The organism is Bordetella pertussis 18323, assembly GCF_000306945.1.
In the GTDB taxonomy this organism is placed as follows: Bacteria; Pseudomonadota; Gammaproteobacteria; order Burkholderiales; family Burkholderiaceae_B; genus Bordetella; species Bordetella pertussis.
The window spans coordinates 2,791,002-2,810,645 of the sequence record NC_018518.1 but is presented as its reverse complement, the minus strand read 5'-3'; the positions used below and the strand labels follow the sequence as shown (position 1 = coordinate 2,810,645).

General features: G+C 66.0%; 18 protein-coding genes and 1 pseudogene. 11 read left to right on the top strand and 8 right to left on the bottom strand.

Annotated features, from left to right (window positions below; translation table 11 throughout):
- Positions 1 to 55: 55 nt before the first annotated feature.
- The 4 genes and pseudogenes from acnD to BN118_RS13215 form a co-directional block, all read right to left on the bottom strand.
- Positions 56 to 2,650, bottom strand: coding sequence for a Fe/S-dependent 2-methylisocitrate dehydratase AcnD (gene acnD / locus BN118_RS13230; RefSeq protein ID WP_010930895.1), 2,595 nt, complete (start codon positions 2,648 to 2,650; stop codon positions 56 to 58).
- 118 nt (positions 2,651 to 2,768) lie between these two features.
- A complete protein-coding gene (prpC, locus tag BN118_RS13225) occupies positions 2,769 to 3,971 on the bottom strand; it encodes a bifunctional 2-methylcitrate synthase/citrate synthase (RefSeq protein WP_003821414.1) in 1,203 nt (400 codons plus the stop codon).
- Between the two features lie 73 nt (positions 3,972 to 4,044).
- Positions 4,045 to 4,940: pseudogene (gene prpB, locus BN118_RS13220) on the bottom strand (methylisocitrate lyase).
- 261 nt (positions 4,941 to 5,201) lie between these two features.
- Positions 5,202 to 6,191, bottom strand: coding sequence for a malate dehydrogenase (locus BN118_RS13215; RefSeq protein ID WP_003813657.1), 990 nt, complete (start codon positions 6,189 to 6,191; stop codon positions 5,202 to 5,204).
- Positions 6,192 to 6,479: 288 nt separating this feature from the next.
- Between BN118_RS13215 and BN118_RS13210 the strand changes: the two genes are divergently transcribed.
- The 9 genes from BN118_RS13210 (at position 6,480) to BN118_RS20850 (ending at position 13,510) form a co-directional block, all read left to right on the top strand.
- Entirely contained in the window at positions 6,480 to 7,259 is a 780-nt protein-coding gene (locus tag BN118_RS13210) for a GntR family transcriptional regulator (RefSeq protein ID WP_003813656.1), read from the top strand.
- Between the two features lie 124 nt (positions 7,260 to 7,383).
- Positions 7,384 to 7,797, top strand: a complete 414-nt coding sequence (sdhC, locus tag BN118_RS13205) for a succinate dehydrogenase, cytochrome b556 subunit (protein ID WP_003813654.1) — start codon at positions 7,384 to 7,386, stop codon at positions 7,795 to 7,797.
- On the top strand, positions 7,797 to 8,180 hold the full coding sequence (gene sdhD / locus BN118_RS13200; protein WP_003813653.1) for a succinate dehydrogenase, hydrophobic membrane anchor protein: 384 nt from the start codon (positions 7,797 to 7,799) through the stop codon (positions 8,178 to 8,180). The genes sdhC and sdhD overlap by 1 nt, the downstream gene beginning before the upstream one ends.
- Before the next feature lie 3 nt (positions 8,181 to 8,183).
- Positions 8,184 to 9,962, top strand: a complete 1,779-nt coding sequence (sdhA, locus tag BN118_RS13195; protein ID WP_003813651.1) for a succinate dehydrogenase flavoprotein subunit — start codon at positions 8,184 to 8,186, stop codon at positions 9,960 to 9,962.
- Between the two features lie 12 nt (positions 9,963 to 9,974).
- A complete protein-coding gene (locus BN118_RS13190; protein WP_003813649.1) occupies positions 9,975 to 10,691 on the top strand; it encodes a succinate dehydrogenase iron-sulfur subunit in 717 nt (238 codons plus the stop codon).
- 25 nt (positions 10,692 to 10,716) lie between these two features.
- Positions 10,717 to 10,977: a succinate dehydrogenase assembly factor 2 gene (locus tag BN118_RS13185; RefSeq protein ID WP_014905928.1), complete on the top strand. Its 261-nt coding sequence runs from the start codon at positions 10,717 to 10,719 to the stop codon at positions 10,975 to 10,977.
- A gap of 20 nt (positions 10,978 to 10,997) precedes the next feature.
- The gene (locus BN118_RS13180; protein ID WP_003813645.1) at positions 10,998 to 12,308 is read left to right on the top strand and encodes a citrate synthase; all 1,311 of its coding nucleotides are present in this window, start codon (positions 10,998 to 11,000) and stop codon (positions 12,306 to 12,308) included.
- Between the two features lie 49 nt (positions 12,309 to 12,357).
- The gene (locus BN118_RS20855; RefSeq protein ID WP_041166196.1) at positions 12,358 to 12,894 is read left to right on the top strand and encodes a hypothetical protein; all 537 of its coding nucleotides are present in this window, start codon (positions 12,358 to 12,360) and stop codon (positions 12,892 to 12,894) included.
- 40 nt (positions 12,895 to 12,934) lie between these two features.
- On the top strand, positions 12,935 to 13,510 hold the full coding sequence (locus BN118_RS20850; RefSeq protein WP_019248915.1) for a hypothetical protein: 576 nt from the start codon (positions 12,935 to 12,937) through the stop codon (positions 13,508 to 13,510).
- A gap of 15 nt (positions 13,511 to 13,525) precedes the next feature.
- On the opposite strand, the gene BN118_RS13165 is transcribed toward BN118_RS20850, so the two are convergent.
- From BN118_RS13165 to trxB, 4 genes are all read right to left on the bottom strand, one after another.
- Complete coding sequence (locus BN118_RS13165; protein WP_005015810.1) at positions 13,526 to 14,476, bottom strand: IS481-like element IS481 family transposase; 951 nt, start codon at positions 14,474 to 14,476, stop codon at positions 13,526 to 13,528.
- A gap of 115 nt (positions 14,477 to 14,591) precedes the next feature.
- A complete protein-coding gene (locus BN118_RS13160; protein ID WP_005015014.1) occupies positions 14,592 to 14,924 on the bottom strand; it encodes an SMR family transporter in 333 nt (110 codons plus the stop codon).
- Entirely contained in the window at positions 14,921 to 15,607 is a 687-nt protein-coding gene (locus tag BN118_RS13155) for a Smr/MutS family protein (RefSeq protein ID WP_010929073.1), read from the bottom strand. Before BN118_RS13155 ends, BN118_RS13160 begins: the two co-directional genes overlap by 4 nt.
- Complete coding sequence (trxB, locus tag BN118_RS13150; protein WP_010930948.1) at positions 15,594 to 16,553, bottom strand: thioredoxin-disulfide reductase; 960 nt, start codon at positions 16,551 to 16,553, stop codon at positions 15,594 to 15,596. Before trxB ends, BN118_RS13155 begins: the two co-directional genes overlap by 14 nt.
- A 41-nt stretch (positions 16,554 to 16,594) precedes the next feature.
- On the opposite strand from trxB, the gene BN118_RS13145 reads away from it, so the two are divergent.
- Both BN118_RS13145 and lolA read left to right on the top strand, forming a co-directional pair.
- Positions 16,595 to 18,955: a DNA translocase FtsK gene (locus tag BN118_RS13145; protein ID WP_003814032.1), complete on the top strand. Its 2,361-nt coding sequence runs from the start codon at positions 16,595 to 16,597 to the stop codon at positions 18,953 to 18,955.
- On the top strand, positions 18,955 to 19,587 hold the full coding sequence (lolA, locus tag BN118_RS13140; protein WP_010930946.1) for an outer membrane lipoprotein chaperone LolA: 633 nt from the start codon (positions 18,955 to 18,957) through the stop codon (positions 19,585 to 19,587). Before BN118_RS13145 ends, lolA begins: the two co-directional genes overlap by 1 nt.
- The last annotated feature ends 57 nt before the right edge of the window (positions 19,588 to 19,644 follow it).

The following is a 19,644-nucleotide window of genomic DNA, read 5'->3' as shown; positions in this document are numbered from 1 at the left end:
TCTTCGATTCCTTGCGGAGCTGGGGCGGCGCCACGCGGGCGCCGCCGTGGGAGGGTCAGGCCGTCTGCGTGGACTCCAGGAAATCCTGGGCAAATCGCTGCAGCACGCCGCCAGCCTCGTAGATCGAGACTTCCTCGGCGGTGTCCAGGCGACAGATGACCGGCACTTGCACTTGCTCGCCGTCGCGGCGGTGTATGACCAGCGTCAGCGTGGCGCGCGGCACGCGTTCGCCGACGACATCAAAGGTTTCGGTGCCGTCGATGCCCAGCGTCTTGCGATCGACGCCCGCCTGGAACTCCAGCGGCAGCACGCCCATGCCGATCAGGTTGGTGCGGTGGATGCGCTCGAAGCCCTCGGCGACGATGGCCTCCACGCCGGCCAGCCGCACGCCCTTGGCCGCCCAGTCGCGCGACGAGCCCTGGCCGTAATCGGCGCCGGCGATGATGATCAGCGGCTGCTTGCGGTCCATGTAGGTTTCGATGGTTTCCCACATGCGCATGACCTTGCCCTCGGGCTCCAGCCGCGCGAGCGAGCCTTGCTTGACCTGGCCGTCGACCACGGCCATTTCGTTGATCAGCTTCGGATTGGCGAAGGTGGCGCGCTGCGCGGTCAGGTGGTCGCCGCGGTGGGTGGCGTACGAGTTGAAATCCTCTTCCGGCAGGCCCATCTTGGCCAGGTACTCGCCCGCCGCGCTATCGGCCATGATGGCGTTGGATGGCGAGAGGTGGTCGGTGGTGATGTTGTCGCCCAGTACGGCCAGCGGGCGCATGCCCTCGAGCGTGCGCTCCCCGGCCAGCGCGCCTTCCCAATAGGGCGGGCGGCGGATGTAGGTGCTTTGCGGGCGCCAGGCGTAGAGCGGATCGATCTTGCCGGTCTGTTCCTGCGCGAAGCGGAACATCGGCTCGTAGACCTTGCGGAACTGCTCGGGCTTGACGCTGGCCGTCACCACCGCATCGATTTCCGCATCGCTGGGCCAGATGTCCTTGAGCGTCACGGGCTTGCCCGCGGCGTCCACGCCTAGCGCGTCCTTCTCGATGTCGAAGCGCACGGTGCCGGCGATGGCGTAGGCGATCACCAGCGGCGGCGATGCCAGGAAGGCCTGCTTGGCGTACGGGTGGATGCGGCCGTCGAAGTTGCGGTTGCCCGACAGCACGGCGGTGGCATAGAGATCGCGCTCGATGATTTCCTGCTGGATCTTCGGGTCGAGCGCGCCGCTCATGCCGTTACAGGTCGTGCAGGCGAAAGCCACGATGCCGAAACCCAGTTTTTCCAGGTCGGGCAGCAGGCCGGCTTCTTCCAGGTAAAGCTGGACCGCCTTCGAGCCCGGCGCCAGCGAGCTCTTGACCCACGGCTTGCGCGTCAGGCCGGCGCGGTTGGCGTTGCGCGCCAGCAGCGCGGCGGCGATGACGTTGCGCGGGTTGCTGGTGTTGGTGCAGCTGGTGATGGCGGCGATGATCACCGCGCCGTCGGGCATCTGTCCCGGCGTTTCCTGCCACGGCCCGGCAATGCCGCGTTCGGCCAGTTCGGTGGTGGCCACCCGCTTGTGCGGGTTGGAGGGGCCGGCCATGTTGCGCACGACCGACGACAGGTCGAAGCGCAGCATGCGTTCGTACTGCGCGCCCGCCAGGTCGTCGGCCCACAGTCCGGCCTGCCTGGCATAGGTTTCCACCAGCTTGACCTGGCTGTCTTCGCGGCCGGTCAGGGTGAGGTAGTCGGTGGTCTGGCCGTCGATATAGAACATCGCGGCCGTCGCCCCGAATTCCGGGGTCATGTTGGAAATCGTGGCGCGGTCGCCGATGGTCAGCGCGCTGGCGCCTTCGCCCAGGAATTCGAGGTAGGCGCCCACCACCTTTTCGCGGCGCAGGAATTCGGTCAGCGCCAGCACGATGTCGGTGCAGGTAATGCCGGCTTGCGGCCGGCCGGTCAGCTCCACGCCGACGATGTCCGGCAGGCGCATCCAGGAAGCGCGCCCGAGCATCACGTTTTCGGCCTCCAGGCCGCCCACGCCGATGGCGATCACGCCCAGGGCGTCGACGTGCGGGGTGTGGCTGTCGGTGCCCACGCAGGTGTCCGGAAAGGCCATGCCGTCGCGCACTTGCACCACCGGAGACATCTTCTCCAGGTTGATCTGGTGCATGATGCCGTTGCCCGGCGGGATCACATCCACGTTGCGGAAGGCCAGCTTGGTCCAGTTGATGAAGTGGAAGCGGTCTTCGTTGCGCCGGTCTTCCACCGCGCGGTTCTTCTCGAAGGCGTCCTTGTCGAAGCCCGGGTACTCGACCGCCAGAGAGTGGTCCACGATGAGTTGCGTGGGCACCACCGGGTTGATCTGCGCCGGGTCGCCGCCGGCGTCGGCAATCGCGTCGCGCAGGCCGGCCAGGTCGACCAGCGCCGTCTGGCCCAGGATGTCGTGGCACACCACGCGAGCAGGGTACCAGGGGAAGTCCATGTCGCGGCGGCGCTCGATCAGCTGCCGCAGCGAGTCGGACAGCGTGGCGGGGTCGCAGCGGCGCACCAGATTCTCGGCCAGGACGCGCGAGGTATAGGGCAGCGTGGCCCAGGCGCCGGCCTGGAGGTCTTCGACCGCCTGGCGGGCGTCGAAATAGTCCAGCGACGTACCGGGCAGATTCTTGCGGTATTTCGTGTTCATGACAGGCGTGTCTCTATGGGCATGCAGGCAGGCCGGAAAGCGGGGCTGCGGGGGCCGGGCCGGCCGCGCCGGGCCGGCATGGCGGACCCGGCGCGGCACGATGGCCGCGAGCGCTGGTTCAGGCGCGCTTGCTGATGGGGACGTAGGTCTGGTCTTCCGGTCCGACGTAGTTGGCCGTCGGGCGGATGATCTTGTTGTCGATGCGCTGCTCGATGATGTGGGCCGACCAGCCGGCCGTGCGCGCGATGACGAACAGCGGCGTGAACATGGCCGTCGGCACGCCCATCATGTGGTAGCTCACGGCGGAGAACCAGTCCAGGTTGGGGAACATCTTCTTGATGTCCCACATGACCGTTTCCAGGCGCTCGGCGATATCGAACATCTTGGTGCTGCCCGCCTTCCTGGACAGCTTCTTGGCGACGTCCTTGATCACCTTGTTGCGCGGGTCGGAAACCGTGTAGACCGGGTGGCCGAAGCCGATGATGACTTCCTTGTTCTCGACGCGCTGGCGGATGTCGGCCTCGGCTTCGTCGGGCGTCTCGTAGCGCTTCTGGACTTCGAACGCGACCTCGTTGGCGCCGCCGTGCTTGGGGCCGCGCAGCGCGCCGATGGCGCCGGTGATGGACGAATACATGTCCGAGCCCGTGCCGGCGATGACGCGGCCGGTGAAGGTCGAGGCGTTGAATTCGTGCTCGGCGTACAGGATCAGCGAGGTGTGCATGGCGCGCACCCACTCGTCCGACGGCTTGGCGCCATGCAGCAGGTGCAGGAAGTGGCCGCCGATGCTGTCGTCGTCGGTCTGGACATCGATGATGCGGCCATTGTGGCTGTAGTGGTACCAGTACAGCAGGGCCGAGCCCAGGTTGGCCATCAGCCGGTCGGCGATGTCGCGCGCGCCCGGGGTGTTGTGGTCGTCCTTCTCGGGCAGCACGCAGCCCAGCACCGAGACGGCGGTGCGCATGACGTCCATGGGGTGGCTGGAGGCCGGCAGGCATTCCAGCACGTTCTGCAATTGCGCCGGCAGGCCGCGCAGCGCGCGCAGCTTTTCCTTGTAGGCCTTCAGTTCGGCCTTGTTCGGCAACTTTCCGTGCACCAGCAGGTGAGCGATTTCCTCGAATTCCGCGCTGCCGGCGAAGTCCAGGATGTCATAGCCGCGGTAGTGCAGGTCGTTGCCGGTACGGCCGACGGTGCACAGCGCGGTGTTGCCGGCGACCACGCCCGACAGCGCAACCGATTTCTTGGGTTTGAACGCAGCCTTCTCCGCGGGCTGGGCGGCGGGTTTCTTCTGTTGGACGGTGGGCTTTTTCTGCGAGGTGCTCATGTCTCTCTTGCTCCTTCCTATGGGATAAACACAGGGGTGGTGCCGGCGGCGGCTCGTGCCGCGCCGCCGCCCATTATTGCGATTTGCCTTGCTGGAACAGCTGGTCCAGCTGCGATTCGAATTCGTGATAGCCGATGCGGTCGTACAGTTCGTCGCGCGTCTGCATCAGGTCCACCACGTTCTTCTGGTGGCCATCGCGGCGGATGGCCTGGTAGACGGTTTCGGCAGCCTTGTTCATGGCGCGGAATGCCGACAGCGGGTACAGCACCATGCCCACGCCCACGCTTTTGAGCTCTTCCACCGAGAACAGCGGCGTCTTGCCGAATTCGGTGATGTTGGCCAGCACCGGCACCTTGACCGCCTTGACGAAGCGATCGTAGGTAGGCAGGTCGTAGGCCGCCTCGGCGAAGATGGCGTCGGCGCCTGCTTCCACGCAGGCAATGGCGCGCTCGATGGCGGCGTCCACGCCGTGCGAGGCGATGGCGTCGGTACGCGCGATCAGGTAGAAATCGGAGTCGGTGCGGGCGTCGGCCGCGGCCTTGACGCGGTCGGCCATCTCCTCGGTGCTGACGATTTCCTTGCCGGGCCGATGGCCGCAGCGCTTGGCGCCGACCTGGTCCTCGATGTGGCAGGCGGCCGCGCCGAACTTGATCAGGCTCTTGACGGTGCGGGCGATGTTGAAGGCGGGGACGGGCCGAAGCCGGTATCGATGTCCACCATCAGGGGCACGTCGCACACATCGGTGATGCGGCGCACGTCGGTCAGCACGTCGTCCAGCGTGTTGATGCCCAGGTCCGGCAGCCCCAGCGAACCCGCCGCCACGCCGCCGCCCGACAGGTAGATGGCGCGGTAGCCGGCGCGCTTGGCCAGCAGCGCATGATTGGCATTGATGGCGCCGATGATCTGCAGCGGCTGTTCTTCGTTGAGCGCGCGGCGAAAGAGGGCGCCGGGAGATTCGGGTCTGGACATGGGGTGGTCTCCGAAATAATGGAACGCTCGCTGCATGCGCGAGCTTGTTTTTTGCAGGCAAGGTGCGGGCCGGTCGACGGTTGCGGCAAGCGTGCCAGACGCTGCAGCAACGTTGCCAGACCAGACCGCGAGTCCGGAAAATAACTCTGTCCCCTCCGGGGTCGCCCGGAAGGCGCAGACTTATGTTTCGGCGCGCAGGACCGTCGCGGACGGTCCTGCAAAACGGGCCCGTCTGCGCGGGCCCGTGGCGGCAATGCCGGATTACTTCAGCAGATCCTTGACGCCGTCGCGCTCTTCGAGCAGCTCTTTCAGCGTGAAGTCCAGGCGTTCACGCGAAAAGGCGTCGATCTCGAGGTCCTTGATCATCTTGTACTCGCCATTCTCGGTAACCACCGGGAAGCCGTAGATGATGCCTTCGGGAATGCCATATGAGCCGTCCGACGGGATGCCCATCGTCACCCACTTGCCGTTGCTGCCCAGCACCCAGTCGCGCACGTGATCGATGGCGGCGTTGGCGGCCGAGGCGGCCGACGACAGGCCGCGCGCCTCGATGATGGCCGCGCCGCGCTTGCCCACCGTGGGGATGAACGTGTCGCGGTTCCAGGCGTCGTCATTGATCAGCTGGGTCAGGCCCTGGCCGCCGACCGTGGCGAAGCGGAAGTCCGGGTACATGGTGGGCGAGTGGTTGCCCCACACGATCAGCTTCTCGATGTCGGCCACGCGCTTGCCCGACTTGGCGGACAGCTGCGACAGGGCGCGGTTGTGGTCCAGGCGCAGCATGGCGGTGAAGTTCTTGGCGGGCAGGTCCGGCGCCGACTTCATGGCGATGTAGGCATTGGTGTTGGCGGGGTTGCCGACCACCAGCACCTTGACGTTGCGGCTGGCCACGTCGTTCAGGGCACGGCCCTGGGCGGTGAAGATCTGGGCGTTGACGCTGAGCAGGTCCTTGCGCTCCATGCCGGGGCCGCGCGGACGGGCGCCGACCAGCAGGGCCACGTCGGCATCCTTGAAGGCGGTGCGCGGGTCGCTGTGGGCGGTGACTTCGTGCAGCAGGGGGAAGGCGCAATCTTCCAGTTCCATGATGACGCCCTTGAGCGCCTTCTGGGCTTTTTCGTCGGGAATTTCCAGCAGTTGCAGGATTACCGGCTGGTCTTTACCCAGCATTTCGCCAGAGGCGATGCGAAACAGCAGGGCGTAACCGATTTGGCCGGCGGCGCCAGTGACGGCGACACGCAAGGCGGGCTTGGACATGAATGCTCTCCGTAATTAGGTTTTGGCGAGAAAGAATCTCGTCAATCAGTGTAATCGCTGACGGGCTTCAGCCGGCGCGCAAAACGCGCGCGAAGCCGCTGTCTGGTAGCTCGAAATCCTAGAGCCAATTTACGTATACGTCAACATCTCTTATATCTTATATAAGACATAAGACGTTGGACAGACGGAGGGCGTCTGTGCCACAATGGGATGTTTGCCCGGACGGCCATCGCGCCGCCCTTCGCCGCGATGGCGGCCGGGCGGATACCGAACACACACGACTCCGACATGGCAGAAGCACGGCCCGATTCCCTCACGCGTTCGCGTGCCGCAAAACCGGCAGGCGAGGGGGCCGCTTTCAGTCCGCTTTACCGCCAGATCAAGGAACTGCTGGTCCAGAGCCTGGACCGCGGCGAATGGAAACCCGGCGAACTCATTCCCAGCGAGATCGACCTGGCGGCCCGTTTCCAGGTCAGCCAGGGCACCGTGCGCAAGGCGGTCGACGAACTGGCCGCCGAGCATCTGCTGCTGCGCCGCCAGGGCAAGGGCACCTTTGTCGCCACCCATCACGAAGCGCGCGTGCGCTATCGGTTCCTGCGCCTGGCGCCCGACGAAGAGGGCGAGGGCGGGCGGGCCGAAAGCCGCATCCTCGAATGCCGCCGCCTGCGCGCGCCGGCCGAGATCGCCCGCGCCCTCGAGCTGCGGGCCGGCGAGACCGTGGTGACCATACGGCGCCAGTTGTCCATGAACCACATGCCGACGGTCATCGACGATCTCTGGTTGCCCGGCACGCATTTTCGCGGGCTCACCCTCGAACTGCTGACCGCCAGCAAGGCGCCCCTGTATGGATTGTTCGAGTCCGAATTCGGGGTCAGTATGGTCCGAGCCGACGAAAAACTGCGCGCCGTCGCCGCCTCGCCTGAAATCGCTCCGCTCCTGGGTGTCGAGCCCGGCCGGCCCTTGCTGCAGGTCGATCGCATTTCATATACCTATGGCGATCGGCCCATGGAAGTGCGCCGCGGCTTATACCTTACCGATCATTACCACTACCGCAATAGCCTGAATTGATGAGCTTTTCCCCTACGATTTGATACGAACCCCGCTCTAGGCGAAAATAGCGCGTTTGCCCGCGAGGGCTCCACGGCATTTCGCCGTCACGATTCCCCCCTAGTTCCGAAACACCGAGGCCGTCATGTCCGACTCAGCTGCCAAGCCGCGTCCACAGTTTCGCAATATCAGCGTTCCGCAAATCCTTAGTTACCGATTGCCGCTGGCTGGAAAACTGTCCATCCTGCACCGCATTAGCGGCGCGTTGCTGTTCCTCTGTCTTCCCTTGGTCATCGTGCCGTTGTTCGCGGCCAGCGTGACCTCGCCGGAAAGCTACGCGCAGGTCGCCCAGTACGCGGCCAATCCGCTGGTCAAGCTGGTGCTGCTGGCCCTGATCTGGGGCTATCTGCATCACTTCTGCGCCGGCATCCGCTACCTGGTGCTGGACCTGCATATCGGCCTGGACAAGGTCTCGGCCCAGAAAAGCGCCGGCGTGGCCTTCGGCGTCAGCCTGGCGCTGACCCTGGTGTTCGGTCTCAAACTGTTCGGAGTCCTGTAATGGCCGATACGAAAAACTATGGCCCCAAGCGCCTGGTCGTCGGCGCCCACTACGGGGTTACCGATTTCATCGCCCAGCGCATCACCGCCGTCATCCTGGCCGTGTATACCCTGGTGCTGATCGTCGGCCTGCTGATCATGCCGGCTTTCACGTATGAAAACTGGAAGGCCCTGTTCACCTTCCACGTGTTCGCCCTTCCGGTGGGCCAGATCCTGGCCTCGCTCGCTTTCTTTGCGCTGGCCTGGCATGCCTGGATCGGCGTGCGCGACATCTGGATGGACTATGTCCGCCCGGTAGGCGTGCGCCTGCTGCTGCAGGTGCTGACCATCCTCTGGCTGGTCGGTTCGGTCGTCTACTTCGCGCAAATCCTCTGGAGAATCTAAGCCGTGGTCGCTGTCATGAATTCCTTGCCGCGCCGCCAGTTTGATGTGGTGGTGGTCGGCGCCGGCGGAGCCGGCATGCGCTGTTCGCTGCAACTGGCCCAGGCGGGCCTGTCGGTTGCGGTGCTGTCCAAAGTGTTCCCGACCCGTTCGCACACGGTTGCCGCGCAAGGCGGCGTGAGCGCGTCGCTGGGCAACATGAGCGAAGACAACTGGTACTGGCATATGTACGACACCGTCAAGGGGTCGGACTGGCTGGGCGACCAGGATGCCATCGAGTTCATGTGCCGCGAGGCGCCCAATGCCGTGTATGAGCTCGAGCACTTCGGCATGCCGTTCGACCGCAACGCCGACGGCACCATCTACCAGCGTCCGTTCGGCGGCCATACGGCCAATTTCGGCGAGAAGCCGGTGCAGCGCGCCTGTGCCGCCGCCGACCGTACCGGCCACGCGCTGCTGCACACGCTCTACCAGCGCAACGTCGCCGCCCGTACCCAGTTCTTCGTCGAGTGGATGGCGCTGGACCTGCTGCGCAACGAAGCCGGCGACGTGCTGGGCGTGACCGCGCTCGAAATGGAAACCGGCGAGATCTACGTCCTGGAAGCCAAGACCACGGTGCTGGCCACCGGCGGCGCCGGCCGTATCTGGGCCGCTTCCACGAACGCCTTCATCAACACCGGCGACGGCCTGGGCATGGCGGCGCGCGCGGGCATCCCGCTGCAGGACATGGAGTTCTGGCAGTTCCACCCGACCGGCGTGGCCGGCGCGGGCGTGCTGATCACCGAAGGCGTGCGCGGCGAAGGCGGCATCCTGCTCAACAAGGATGGCGAGCGCTTCATGGAGCGCTACGCGCCCACGCTGAAGGACCTGGCGCCGCGCGACTTCGTGTCGCGCTCGATGGACCAGGAAATCAAGGAAGGCCGCGGCTGCGGTCCCGACGGCAGCTACGTGGTGCTGAAGCTGGATCACCTCGGCGCCGACGTGATCAACAAGCGCCTGCCGTCGATCCGTGAGATCGCCATCAAGTTCGGCAACGTCGACCCGATCAAGGAACCGATCCCCGTCGTGCCGACCATCCACTACCAGATGGGCGGCATTCCCGCCAACTACCACGGCCAGGTGCTCGAGCGCGCCAACGGCGAGAACAAGATCGTCAACGGCCTGTACGCCATCGGCGAATGCGCCGCGGTGTCGGTGCACGGCGCCAACCGCCTGGGCACCAATTCGCTGCTGGACCTGATCGTCTTCGGCCGTGCCACCGGCAACCATATCGTCGACTCGCATCCCGAGCGCCAGCACGCCCACCAGCCGCTGCCCAAGGAAGCCGTCGACCGGTCGCTGGCGCGCGTCGACGAGCTGGAGTCGCGCACTTCGGGCGAGAAGACCCAGGACGTCGCCAACGCCATCCGCATGTCGATGCAGCGCCATTGCGGCGTGTTCCGCACGCTGGAGCTGCTCAACGAGGGCGTGGGCCAGATCGAAGACCTGGCGCAGACGGCCCAGCACATCTACTTCAAGGACAAGTCGAAGGTGTTCAACACCGCGCGCGTCGAGGCGCTGGAACTGGCCAACATGACCGAGGTGGCGCGCGCCACCATCAAGTCGGCCGCCAACCGCACCGAAAGCCGCGGCGCGCATGCGCTGAACGACCATCCCGAGCGCGACGACGTGAACTGGCTCAAGCATACGCTGTGGTATTCGGAAGGCAGCCGCCTCGACTACAAGCCCGTTCAGATGAAGCCGCTGACAGTGGAATCCTTCCCGCCCAAGGCTCGTACTTTCTAAGCAGGATCCGGAATGAGCACTAAACGAATCGTTAAGTTCGAAATCTACCGCTACGATCCTGACAAGGACGAGCGTCCGTACATGCAGAAGCTGGAAGTCGAACTCCAGCCGACCGACAAGATGCTTCTCGATGCGCTGGTGCGCATCAAGAACGACGTGGACGACAGCCTGGCGCTGCGCCGGTCGTGCCGCGAGGGCGTGTGCGGTTCGGATGCCATGAACATCAACGGCAAGAACGGCCTGGCCTGCACCACCAACCTGCTGGAGCTGAAGGAACCCATCGTCCTGAAGCCGCTGCCCGGCCTGCCCGTAATCCGCGACCTGATCGTGGACATGACGCACTTCTTCAATCAGTACCACTCGATCCGCCCCTACCTCATCAACGACACGCCGCCGCCCGAGAAAGAGCGCCTGCAGTCGCCCGAGGCGCGCGAGGAACTCGATGGCCTGTACGAGTGCATCCTGTGCGCGTGCTGCTCGACGTCGTGCCCGTCGTTCTGGTGGAACCCGGACAAGTTCGTCGGCCCGGCCGGCCTGCTGCAGGCCTACCGCTTCATCGCCGACAGCCGCGACGAAGCAACCGGTGCCCGCCTGGACAACCTGGAGGATCCGTACCGCCTGTTCCGCTGCCACACCATCATGAACTGTGTCGACGTCTGTCCCAAGGGTCTCAATCCGACCAAGGCGATCGGCAAGATCAAGGAACTGATGGTCCGTCGTACGGTCTAGTGTTTATTGGCATTAAGGTGTTTTCATGAGCAGGCTTACGGAATTGCAGCGGGCTCGTCTGCGTTGGCGAGCACGACGTGGCCTGCTGGAGAACGACCTCATCATCACCCGGTATCTGGATGCCTGCGAAGACCAGCTTACCGACGAAGACGTAACGGCGCTGACGCAGCTCTTCGAGCTTGGAGACAACGATCTGCTTGATCTGCTGCTGGCGCGCGAGGAGCCGGAGGGAGCGCTGGACACTCCCCGGCTGCGCGCCATCATTGACCGGATGCGAGAGCTCTGATTCATTACGAGGAAACTGCGATGAACCTGTCTGACAAAAAAGCCACGCTATCCTTTTCGGACGGCAGCGCTCCTATCGAATTCCCAGTCTACAAGGGTACGGTCGGCCCGGACGTGATCGACATCCGCAAGCTGTATGGCCAGACGGGTATGTTCACGTTCGACCCCGGCTTCATGTCCACCGCCGCCTGCGCCTCGGGCATTACCTACATCGACGGCGACAAGGGCGAACTGCTGTACCGCGGCTATCCCATCGAGCAGCTGGCCGTCAATTGCGACTTCCTCGACATCTGCTACCTGATCCTCAACGGCGAGCTGCCCAACGGCGGCCAGAAGCAGGATTTCGACTCGCAGGTGACCCATCACACGATGGTCAACGAGCAGCTGCATTTCTTCCTGCGCGGCTTCCGCCGCGACGCGCACCCGATGGCGGTGCTGACGGGCCTGGTGGGCGCGCTGTCGGCCTTCTACCACGACTCGACCGACATCACCAACCCGCACCATCGCCACGTCTCGGCCATCCGCCTGATCGCCAAGATGCCGACGCTGGTCGCCATGGCGTACAAGTATTCGCAAGGCCAGCCGTTCATCTATCCGCAGAATGACCTGTCGTACACCGGCAACTTCCTGCGCATGATGTTCGCGACCCCGTGTGAAGAGTACAAGGTCAATGACGTCGTCGAGCGCGCGCTCGATCGCATCTTCATCCTGCATGCGGACCACGAGCAGAACGCTTCGACCTCGACGGTGCGCCTGTGCGGTTCGTCGGGCACCAATCCGTTCGCCGCCATCGCCGCCGGCGTGGCGTGCCTGTGGGGCCCGGCTCACGGCGGCGCCAACGAAGCCTGCCTGCAGATGCTCGAAGAACTGCAGGCCAACGGCGGTGTGGCCAAGGTCGGCGAGTTCATGGAAAAGGTCAAGGACAAGAACTCGGGCGTGCGCCTGATGGGCTTTGGCCACCGCGTCTACAAGAACTACGATCCGCGCGCCAAGCTGATGCAGGAAACGTGCAAGGAAGTCCTGGTGGCGCTGGGCCTGGAGAACGACCCGCTGTTCAAGCTGGCCATGGAACTGGAGCGCATCGCCCTGGAAGACGACTACTTCGTGCAGCGCAAGCTGTACCCGAACGTCGACTTCTACTCGGGTATCGTGCAACGCGCCATCGGCATCCCGACCTCGCTGTTCACGGCCATCTTCGCGCTGGCCCGCACGGTGGGCTGGATCGCCCAGTGGAACGAAATGCTGTCCGACCCCGACTACAAGATCGGCCGTCCGCGCCAGCTGTTCACCGGTTCGGTCACGCGCGACGTGCCCGGCATGGACAAGCGCTGATCCGGCGTACTCGCGTCCACTGAAAGAACCGCCTTCGGGCGGTTTTTTCTTGCCGGCCCATCTGTACGGCCGGCTCCGCTATCATCCGCGCATGATTCCTGTCGCGCTGCCTTCCCTGTCGTTCGTATTGCTGCTGCTGGCTTCGGCGCTGGGCGCATTGGCCCTGCTGGGGTGGAGCGCGGCGCTGGCGTTCAGCGGGCGCGCCCGGCGCGCCTTCGGCAGGCGCCGGCTGGCATGCGGCGGACTCTATGCGGTGTTGCTCGTGCTGGCCGGATATTTCGCCTATTTCCAGGGCGTCGCGGCGTATGTCCGGTACGAGATCGAACGGGAATGGCGGACACGCCACTACACTCTGCCCGAAGCGGCCCGGGTGGGCGGCATCGACATGCCCGCCGGCACCCGGCTCAGCCTCGAGGTGGCGCATTCGCCGGACACGTACAACCGCGCCGAGTTTCCGCACCCGGTATCCGCGCATGGACTGCAGGCGCTGCGCATAGAGCGCTACATCGCGCTGGACCACGAGCCGGATACCCTACAAGCTGACCGAGGCCTATCCGCTCACCATGCGCGTGACCGGTCCGGGTAGGCAGGCCATACAGGGGTGGCGCTGCGACGCGGCCAGCCCCATGCACTTCAGTACCCGGCGCGATGGCCGCATCGCGGCGTTCGAGGAATGCATGCTGGCCGAGGGCAACCGCGCCGATGGGATGGAGGTGCCGCCAGGCGCCCGCCTGCTGGCCCATGAGGGAACGGTCTACACCGACGGCCACGTCGATCCCGACCGCTGGCAGGTCTGGCTGGAGCCTGACATGGCGGTGCGGATCGGCGGCGTATGGCTGGCTGGGGCAATCATCCGGCTCGATGCCGAGCGGCGCTACGATGCGTTCGAGCGGGCCGAGCTGGCCTGCCCGCTGGCCTTCGGGCCCATGCATTATCCGGCCGGCACGGAGGTCCGCTCGGCGGGGCGTGGATGGCGCGAGCGCTATCCCGGGGCCTGGATTTTCAGCCCGCTGGCCGGCGCGCCCGCCCGGTATGCCGGCCATCCTGACGTGGCAGACGGCCAAGCCGTCGTGCAGGGGCGTGGTGGCGAGGTGCTGGCCGTGGTTCCCAACAATGAGGCCGGGGTGCTGCGCTTTGCCGCCATCGCGGTGGGCGGGAACGACGCGGCGGCGCCGCGGCGGGCCGCCTGCCCGCCGCGCTGAGATGCACTAGATGCGCTAGATGTGAACTGTCAATAGGTTGTATTCGTCCAGGTTGAGTCTGGAGATGGGTACAGCGCGCCCGATGCCTTGGTGGGGTCGATGCCAGTTGTAGTGGTGTAGCCAGGATTTCATGGCATCGGCTCGGTGTTGGGAGTTCTGGTAGGTGTGAGCGTAAGCCCACTCACGCAAGGCCGACTGGATGAAGCGTTCGGCCTTGCCATTGGTCTGTGGGCGGTAAGGTCGGGTAAAGCGGTGCTTGATGCCCAGCTCATGGCACAGCGCGGCGAAGGCGCGGCTGCGAAAGGCCGAGCCATTGTCGGTGAGCAAGCGCTGGATGGTCACGCCCAGGCGCTGGTAGTAGGCCACTGCGTCCTTGAGGAACTGGACGGCGCTGGGGAAGCGCTCGTCGGGGTGGATGTCGGTGAAGGCCACGCGGGCGTGGTCATCGATAGCCACGAAGACGAAGTCCCAGCCGGCCCCCTCAACGGTATCGCGTCGGTTGCCCGTGACCCGGTGGCCAGGGCGCTGGATACGTCCCAGCTTCTTGATGTCGATGTGCAGCAGATCGCCGGGGGCCTGATGCTCGTAGCGCACCACCGGCTCGGCCGGCTCCAGGTCGGCCAGGTGCGACAGACCGGCGCGGGCCAGGACGCGGCTGACGGTGCTGGCTGACACGCCCAGCGCCTGGGCGATGCGCGCTTGGGTCAGCCGCTTGCGGCGCAGCTCCACGATAGCCAGCGCCTTGGCCGGCGCAATCGCTCGGGGCGAGACCGTCGGGCGCGAGGACGCATCGGCCAAGCCCGCCTGGCCCTGAGCCAGGAAGCGGCCCAGCCATTTGCGCACAGTCGGCGCGGTGACCCCATAGGCGCGGGCCGCTTCAGGCACACAAACTTGATGGGCGATCAATTGCTGGACCATTTCGAGTCGACGTAGGAAGGTCAATCGGGCATGCTTATGGGTGTTCATCCGGCCGGGCTCCTTGAGTGAACTGGGGGGGTGGCGATTTCCAGTTTCTCAAATCCGGTTCGGATGAACCATGCATACAACCTATTGAATCTTCACAGCTAGCGCGGCCGCGCCTTCAGTGGCCGACGGACTTCGAGAACACGTTCATGACCACCACGCCCGCCAGGATCAGCGCGATGCCGATGATGGCGGGCAGGTCCAGGTGCTGCTTGAACAACAGCGCGCCAACCAGCGAGATCAGCACGATGCCCACGCCGGACCAGATGGCGTAGGCGACCCCCACCGGGATGACCCGCAGCGTGAGGGCCAGGAAGTAGAACGCGATCGCGTAGCCCGCCACGGTGACCAGCGAGGGGAGCAGGCGGGTGAAGCCCTCCGAGCTTTTCAGGGCGCTGGTGGCGATGATTTCGGCCACGATGGCCATCGACAGATGGATCCAGCTGTTCATGGCCTGCCTCCGGCTTCGGCCTGGCGCAGCAGCACCAGCAGCGCGCCGGCGCCGCCGCCGCGCTCCGGCGCTTCGGAAAACGCCAGGACGTCGGCCTTCTGCACCAGCCAGGTGCGGGCCTTGTCCTTGAGCACCGGTTCCAGCCCCTGCGAGCCGTAGCCTTTGCCGTGCACGATGCGCACGCAGCGGATGCCGTGTTCGAGGCATTCGTCCAGGAACGACAGCACCGCATGGCGGGCCTGTTCGACGCGCAGGCCATGCAGGTCGAGCTCGGCGCCCACCCGCCACTGGCCGCGCTTGAGGTTGCGCGCGGTGTCGGGCGCGACGCCGGCGCGCACGTAGGCCGTGCCGCCGTCGGTCAGCAAGGCGCCGATATCGCTGGCATCGGAGACGCCGGCATCGGCGCGCGGCGCCGCCTCGCCCAGCGCGGCGGCCCGGCGCGACGCCACGGCCGCGGCCGTGGCCGGCGTGGCATCGGGACGGCGGTTGGCGAGCCGGCCCGAGGGCTTGAGCGGCGTGGCGGCCTGGACCGCGCGCCGGAACGCGGCGACGTCGGCCTCGGGGGCGGCGGCCGACGCGCGGGCCGCCGCTTCGCGCTCGGCGGCCTCGGCCCGCGCCCGGGTCTCGCGCACTTGCTCGTGCAGCCGTTTCAGGTCGGCCAGCCCCGTCTTATTGCCCCGCATTCTCCAGCCACCGCTGAGCGTCCAGGGCCGCCATGCAGCCGGTGCCGGCGCTGGTGATGGCCTGGCGGTATACGTGGTCCTGCACGTCGCCGGCGGCGAACACGCCCGGCACCGAGGTCATGGTGGCCATGCCCGACAGGCCGCTCTTGGTGATGATGTAGCCGTCCTTCATCTCGAGCTGGCCTTCGAAGATGCCGGTATTGGGCTGATGGCCGATGGCGACGAAGCAGCCGTCCACGTCCAGGTCCTCGGTGGCGTCGGTCTCGGTGCTGCGGATGCGCACGCCGGTGACGCCGCTATCGTCGCCGAGCACCTCGTCCAGGGTGTGGAACAGCTTCAGTTCCATGTTGCCATTGGCGACCTTGTCCATCAGCTTGTCGACCAGGATGGGTTCGGCGCGGAACTTGTCGCGCCGGTGGATCAGGGTCACCTTGCGGCAGATGTTGGACAGGTACAGCGCCTCTTCGACCGCCGTATTGCCGCCGCCGATCACGACGACGTCCTTGTTGCGGTAGAAAAAGCCGTCGCAGGTGGCGCAGCCCGATACGCCGCGGCCCATGAAGGCCTGCTCGCTGGCCAGCCCCAGGTACTTGGCCGAGGCGCCGGTCGCGATGATGAGCGCGTCGCAGGTGTACAGGTTGCCGGTGTCGCCGGTCAGGGTGAACGGACGCCTGGAGAGGTCGACCTTGGCGATATGGTCGAACAGGATTTCGGTGTTGAAGCGCTCGGCGTGCTGCAGGAAGCGCTGCATCAGGTCGGGGCCCTGCACGCCCTGCACGTCGGCGGGCCAGTTGTCGACTTCCGTGGTGGTCATCAGCTGGCCGCCCTGGGCCAGGCCGGTGATGAGCGCGGGGCTGAGATTGGCGCGCGCCGCATAGACGGCAGCGGTGTAACCGGCGGGGCCGGAACCCAGAATCAGGACTTTGGCGTGTTTAGGCGTAGACATGGCGGGTATCTTTAGGATAACGCCCAATTATAATGAGCCGCATGCCGCGTATTTCAAATGCTACTCCGCGCGCCTCGCGCAACACCCGCAACGGGCCGTCTCCCTTTCAAGCGCGCATCTCCGCGCTCCTCAGGGAGGCCCGCTGGATCCTGTTCGCCGCGCTGGCCGCCTGGCTGACCCTGGTGCTTGCCACCTGGAGCCCGGCCGACCCTGGTTGGTCACATTCTGTTTCCGGTGACGCCATCCACAACGGCGGCGGCACGCTGGGCGCCTATCTCGCCGATATCCTGTTGTACCTGTTCGGATTTTCCGCCTGGTGGTGGGTCGTGCTGCTGCTGCACCGCGTGCGCGCCGGCTACCGCCGCCTGGCCAGCAACCTGCGCGTCACCAGCGGCAAGCAGCCCGACGCCTTGCCGCGCGTGCACTGGGAAGAGGGCATCGGCTTCGTGCTCCTGCTGACCGGCTCGCTGGGCATCGAGGCGCTGCGCCTGTACAGCTGGGGCATGCACCTGCCCGGCGGCACCGACGGCGAAAGCGGCGCCGGCGGCGTGATCGGCCAGATGCTGGCCGGCTGGCTGTCGCGCGGCGTGGGCTTTACCGGCGGCACCCTGGCCCTGCTGGTGCTGCTGGCGGTCGGCCTGAGCCTGTTCTTCTCGTTTTCGTGGCTGCAGATCGCCGAACGGGTCGGCAGCTGGCTCGAAGGCCTGGTGCGGCGCGTGCGCGATTCGTACGCCGCGCGCGAGGACCGCAAGGTCGGCGAGGTCGCCAAGGCGGTCCGTACCGAGCAGGTGGTGGCCAAGCAGGAAAAGCTGGTGCACGAGCAGCCCGTGCGCATCGAGCCCGCCATTACCGTGGTGCCGCGCTCGGATCGCGCCGAGAAGGAAAAGCAGCAAAGCCTGTTCGCGCCGCCGGCCGGCGAGAGCGACCTGCCGGCCATCGGGCTGCTGGATCCTCCCCTGCAGAACCAGGAAACCGTTTCCGCCGAGACGATCGAATTCACCTCGCGCCTGATCGAGAAGAAACTGGCCGATTTCGGCGTTTCCGTGGTCGTGGTGGCGGCGCAGGCCGGCCCGGTGATCACGCGCTACGAGATCGAGCCCGCCACGGGCGTAAAAGGCAGCCAGATCGTCAACCTGGCCAAGGATCTGGCGCGCGCGCTCAGCCTGGTCAGCATCCGCGTGGTGGAAACCATCCCGGGCAAGAACCTGATGGGCCTGGAGCTGCCCAACCCGCGCCGCCAGATGGTCAAGCTGTCGGAAATCCTCGGCTCGCAGACCTACCATGCCAGCCATTCGGTGCTGACCATGGCGCTGGGCAAGGACATCGCCGGCAACCCGGTGGTGGCCGACCTGGCCAAGATGCCGCACTTGCTGGTGGCCGGCACCACCGGCTCGGGCAAGTCGGTCGGCATCAACGCCATGATCCTGTCGCTGCTCTACAAGGCCGACGCCAGCCATACCCGGCTGATCCTGATCGACCCGAAGATGCTCGAGATGAGCGTCTACGAAGGCATTCCCCACCTGCTGGCGCCGGTGGTCACCGACATGCGCCATGCCGCCAACGCGCTGAACTGGTGCGTGGGCGAGATGGAAAAGCGCTATCGCCTGATGAGCAAGATGGGCGTGCGCAACCTGGCCGGCTACAACAGCAAGATTCGCGACGCCATCAAGCGCGAAGAGCCCATTCCCAATCCGTTCTCGCTGACGCCGGACGCGCCCGAGCCGCTGCAGGCGTTGCCGCATATCGTGGTGGTGATCGACGAGCTGGCCGACCTGATGATGGTGGTGGGCAAGAAGATCGAGGAGCTGATCGCCCGGCTGGCGCAGAAGGCCCGCGCCGCGGGCATCCACCTGGTGCTGGCCACCCAGCGCCCCAGCGTGGACGTGATCACCGGCCTGATCAAGGCCAACATCCCGACCCGCATCGCCTTCCAGGTGTCTTCCAAGATCGACTCGCGCACCATCCTGGACCAGATGGGCGCCGAAACCCTGCTGGGCCAGGGCGACATGCTGTACATGCCGCCGGGCACCGGCCTGCCGGTGCGGGTGCACGGCGCGTTCGTGCACGACGACGAGGTGCACCGCGTCGTCGAGGCGCTCAAGGCGCAGGGCGAGCCCAACTATATCGATGGCCTGCTCGAAGGCAGCGAAGGCGAGACCGGCGATGGCCTGAGCTCGGTCACCGGCATGGGCGACGCGGAGTCCGATCCGATGTACGACCAGGCCTGCGAAGTGGTGCTCAAGCACCGCCGCGCCTCGATTTCGCTGGTGCAGCGCCATCTGCGTATTGGTTACAACCGTGCCGCACGGTTACTCGAACAGATGGAGCAGGCGGGTATGGTGTCGCCCATGCAATCCAACGGCAACCGGGAAATCCTGGTGCCGGCCCGAGAGGAAGCCTGATGCACATGATCCGCCGCGCCGCCGGCGCGCTTGCCGTTTTCGCCGTGGCGGCCCTGGCCGCCGCGCCGGCCTGGGCCGCCACGGCCCAGGAGCAGCTCGACACCTTCGTGGCCACCGTCAAGGGCGCCACCGGCTCGTTCAAGCAATCGACCGTCAGCCCGCAGGGCGCCACCCAGCCCGCGCAAAGCGGCACTTTCGCGTTCCAGCGCCCGGGCAAGTTCAAGTGGGCCGTCCAGCTGCCGTACGAGCAACTCATCGTGTCCGATGGCAAGCAGGTTTTCCAGTACGACCCGGACCTGGCGCAGGTCACCGTGCGCCAGGTCGATCAGGCCATCGGCACGTCGCCCGCCGCCATCCTGTTCGGCGCGGGCCAGCTGAGCCAGGCGTTTGCCGTCAGCGCGCTGCCCGACCGCGACGGCCTGCAATGGCTGCGCGCCAAGCCGCGCAACGCCGACGCGGGTTTCTCGCAGGTCGATATCGGCTTGCGCGACAACCAGCCCGCGCGCATCGAACTGGTCGACGCCTTCGGGCAGACCACGCGCGTCGAGCTGTCCAACCTGCTGCCCGGCGCCGTGCCGGCCTCCGAATTCCAGTTCACCCCGCCTCAGGGAGTGGACGTGGTGAAGATGTAGGGCCGCGACGCTCTGCGTCGCGCGCAGGGCAATCCTGCGGGCCAAGGCCGCCGCATG

What these genes read in the sequence shown, in the direction of transcription:
- acnD (WP_010930895.1), bottom strand. Translation starts at nt 2,650, where the DNA reads ATGAACACGAAATACCGCAAGAATCTGCCCGGTACGTCGCTGGACTAT.
- prpC (WP_003821414.1), bottom strand. Translation starts at nt 3,971, where the DNA reads ATGAGCACCTCGCAGAAAAAGCCCACCGTCCAACAGAAGAAACCCGCC.
- BN118_RS13215 (WP_003813657.1), bottom strand. Translation starts at nt 6,191, where the DNA reads ATGTCCAAGCCCGCCTTGCGTGTCGCCGTCACTGGCGCCGCCGGCCAA.
- BN118_RS13210 (WP_003813656.1), top strand. Translation starts at nt 6,480, where the DNA reads ATGGCAGAAGCACGGCCCGATTCCCTCACGCGTTCGCGTGCCGCAAAA.
- sdhC (WP_003813654.1), top strand. Translation starts at nt 7,384, where the DNA reads ATGTCCGACTCAGCTGCCAAGCCGCGTCCACAGTTTCGCAATATCAGC.
- sdhD (WP_003813653.1), top strand. Translation starts at nt 7,797, where the DNA reads ATGGCCGATACGAAAAACTATGGCCCCAAGCGCCTGGTCGTCGGCGCC.
- BN118_RS13190 (WP_003813649.1), top strand. Translation starts at nt 9,975, where the DNA reads ATGAGCACTAAACGAATCGTTAAGTTCGAAATCTACCGCTACGATCCT.
- BN118_RS13185 (WP_014905928.1), top strand. Translation starts at nt 10,717, where the DNA reads ATGAGCAGGCTTACGGAATTGCAGCGGGCTCGTCTGCGTTGGCGAGCA.
- BN118_RS13180 (WP_003813645.1), top strand. Translation starts at nt 10,998, where the DNA reads ATGAACCTGTCTGACAAAAAAGCCACGCTATCCTTTTCGGACGGCAGC.
- BN118_RS20850 (WP_019248915.1), top strand. Translation starts at nt 12,935, where the DNA reads ATGCACTTCAGTACCCGGCGCGATGGCCGCATCGCGGCGTTCGAGGAA.
- BN118_RS13165 (WP_005015810.1), bottom strand. Translation starts at nt 14,476, where the DNA reads ATGAACACCCATAAGCATGCCCGATTGACCTTCCTACGTCGACTCGAA.
- BN118_RS13160 (WP_005015014.1), bottom strand. Translation starts at nt 14,924, where the DNA reads ATGAACAGCTGGATCCATCTGTCGATGGCCATCGTGGCCGAAATCATC.
- BN118_RS13155 (WP_010929073.1), bottom strand. Translation starts at nt 15,607, where the DNA reads ATGCGGGGCAATAAGACGGGGCTGGCCGACCTGAAACGGCTGCACGAG.
- trxB (WP_010930948.1), bottom strand. Translation starts at nt 16,553, where the DNA reads ATGTCTACGCCTAAACACGCCAAAGTCCTGATTCTGGGTTCCGGCCCC.
- BN118_RS13145 (WP_003814032.1), top strand. Translation starts at nt 16,595, where the DNA reads ATGCCGCGTATTTCAAATGCTACTCCGCGCGCCTCGCGCAACACCCGC.
- lolA (WP_010930946.1), top strand. Translation starts at nt 18,955, where the DNA reads ATGCACATGATCCGCCGCGCCGCCGGCGCGCTTGCCGTTTTCGCCGTG.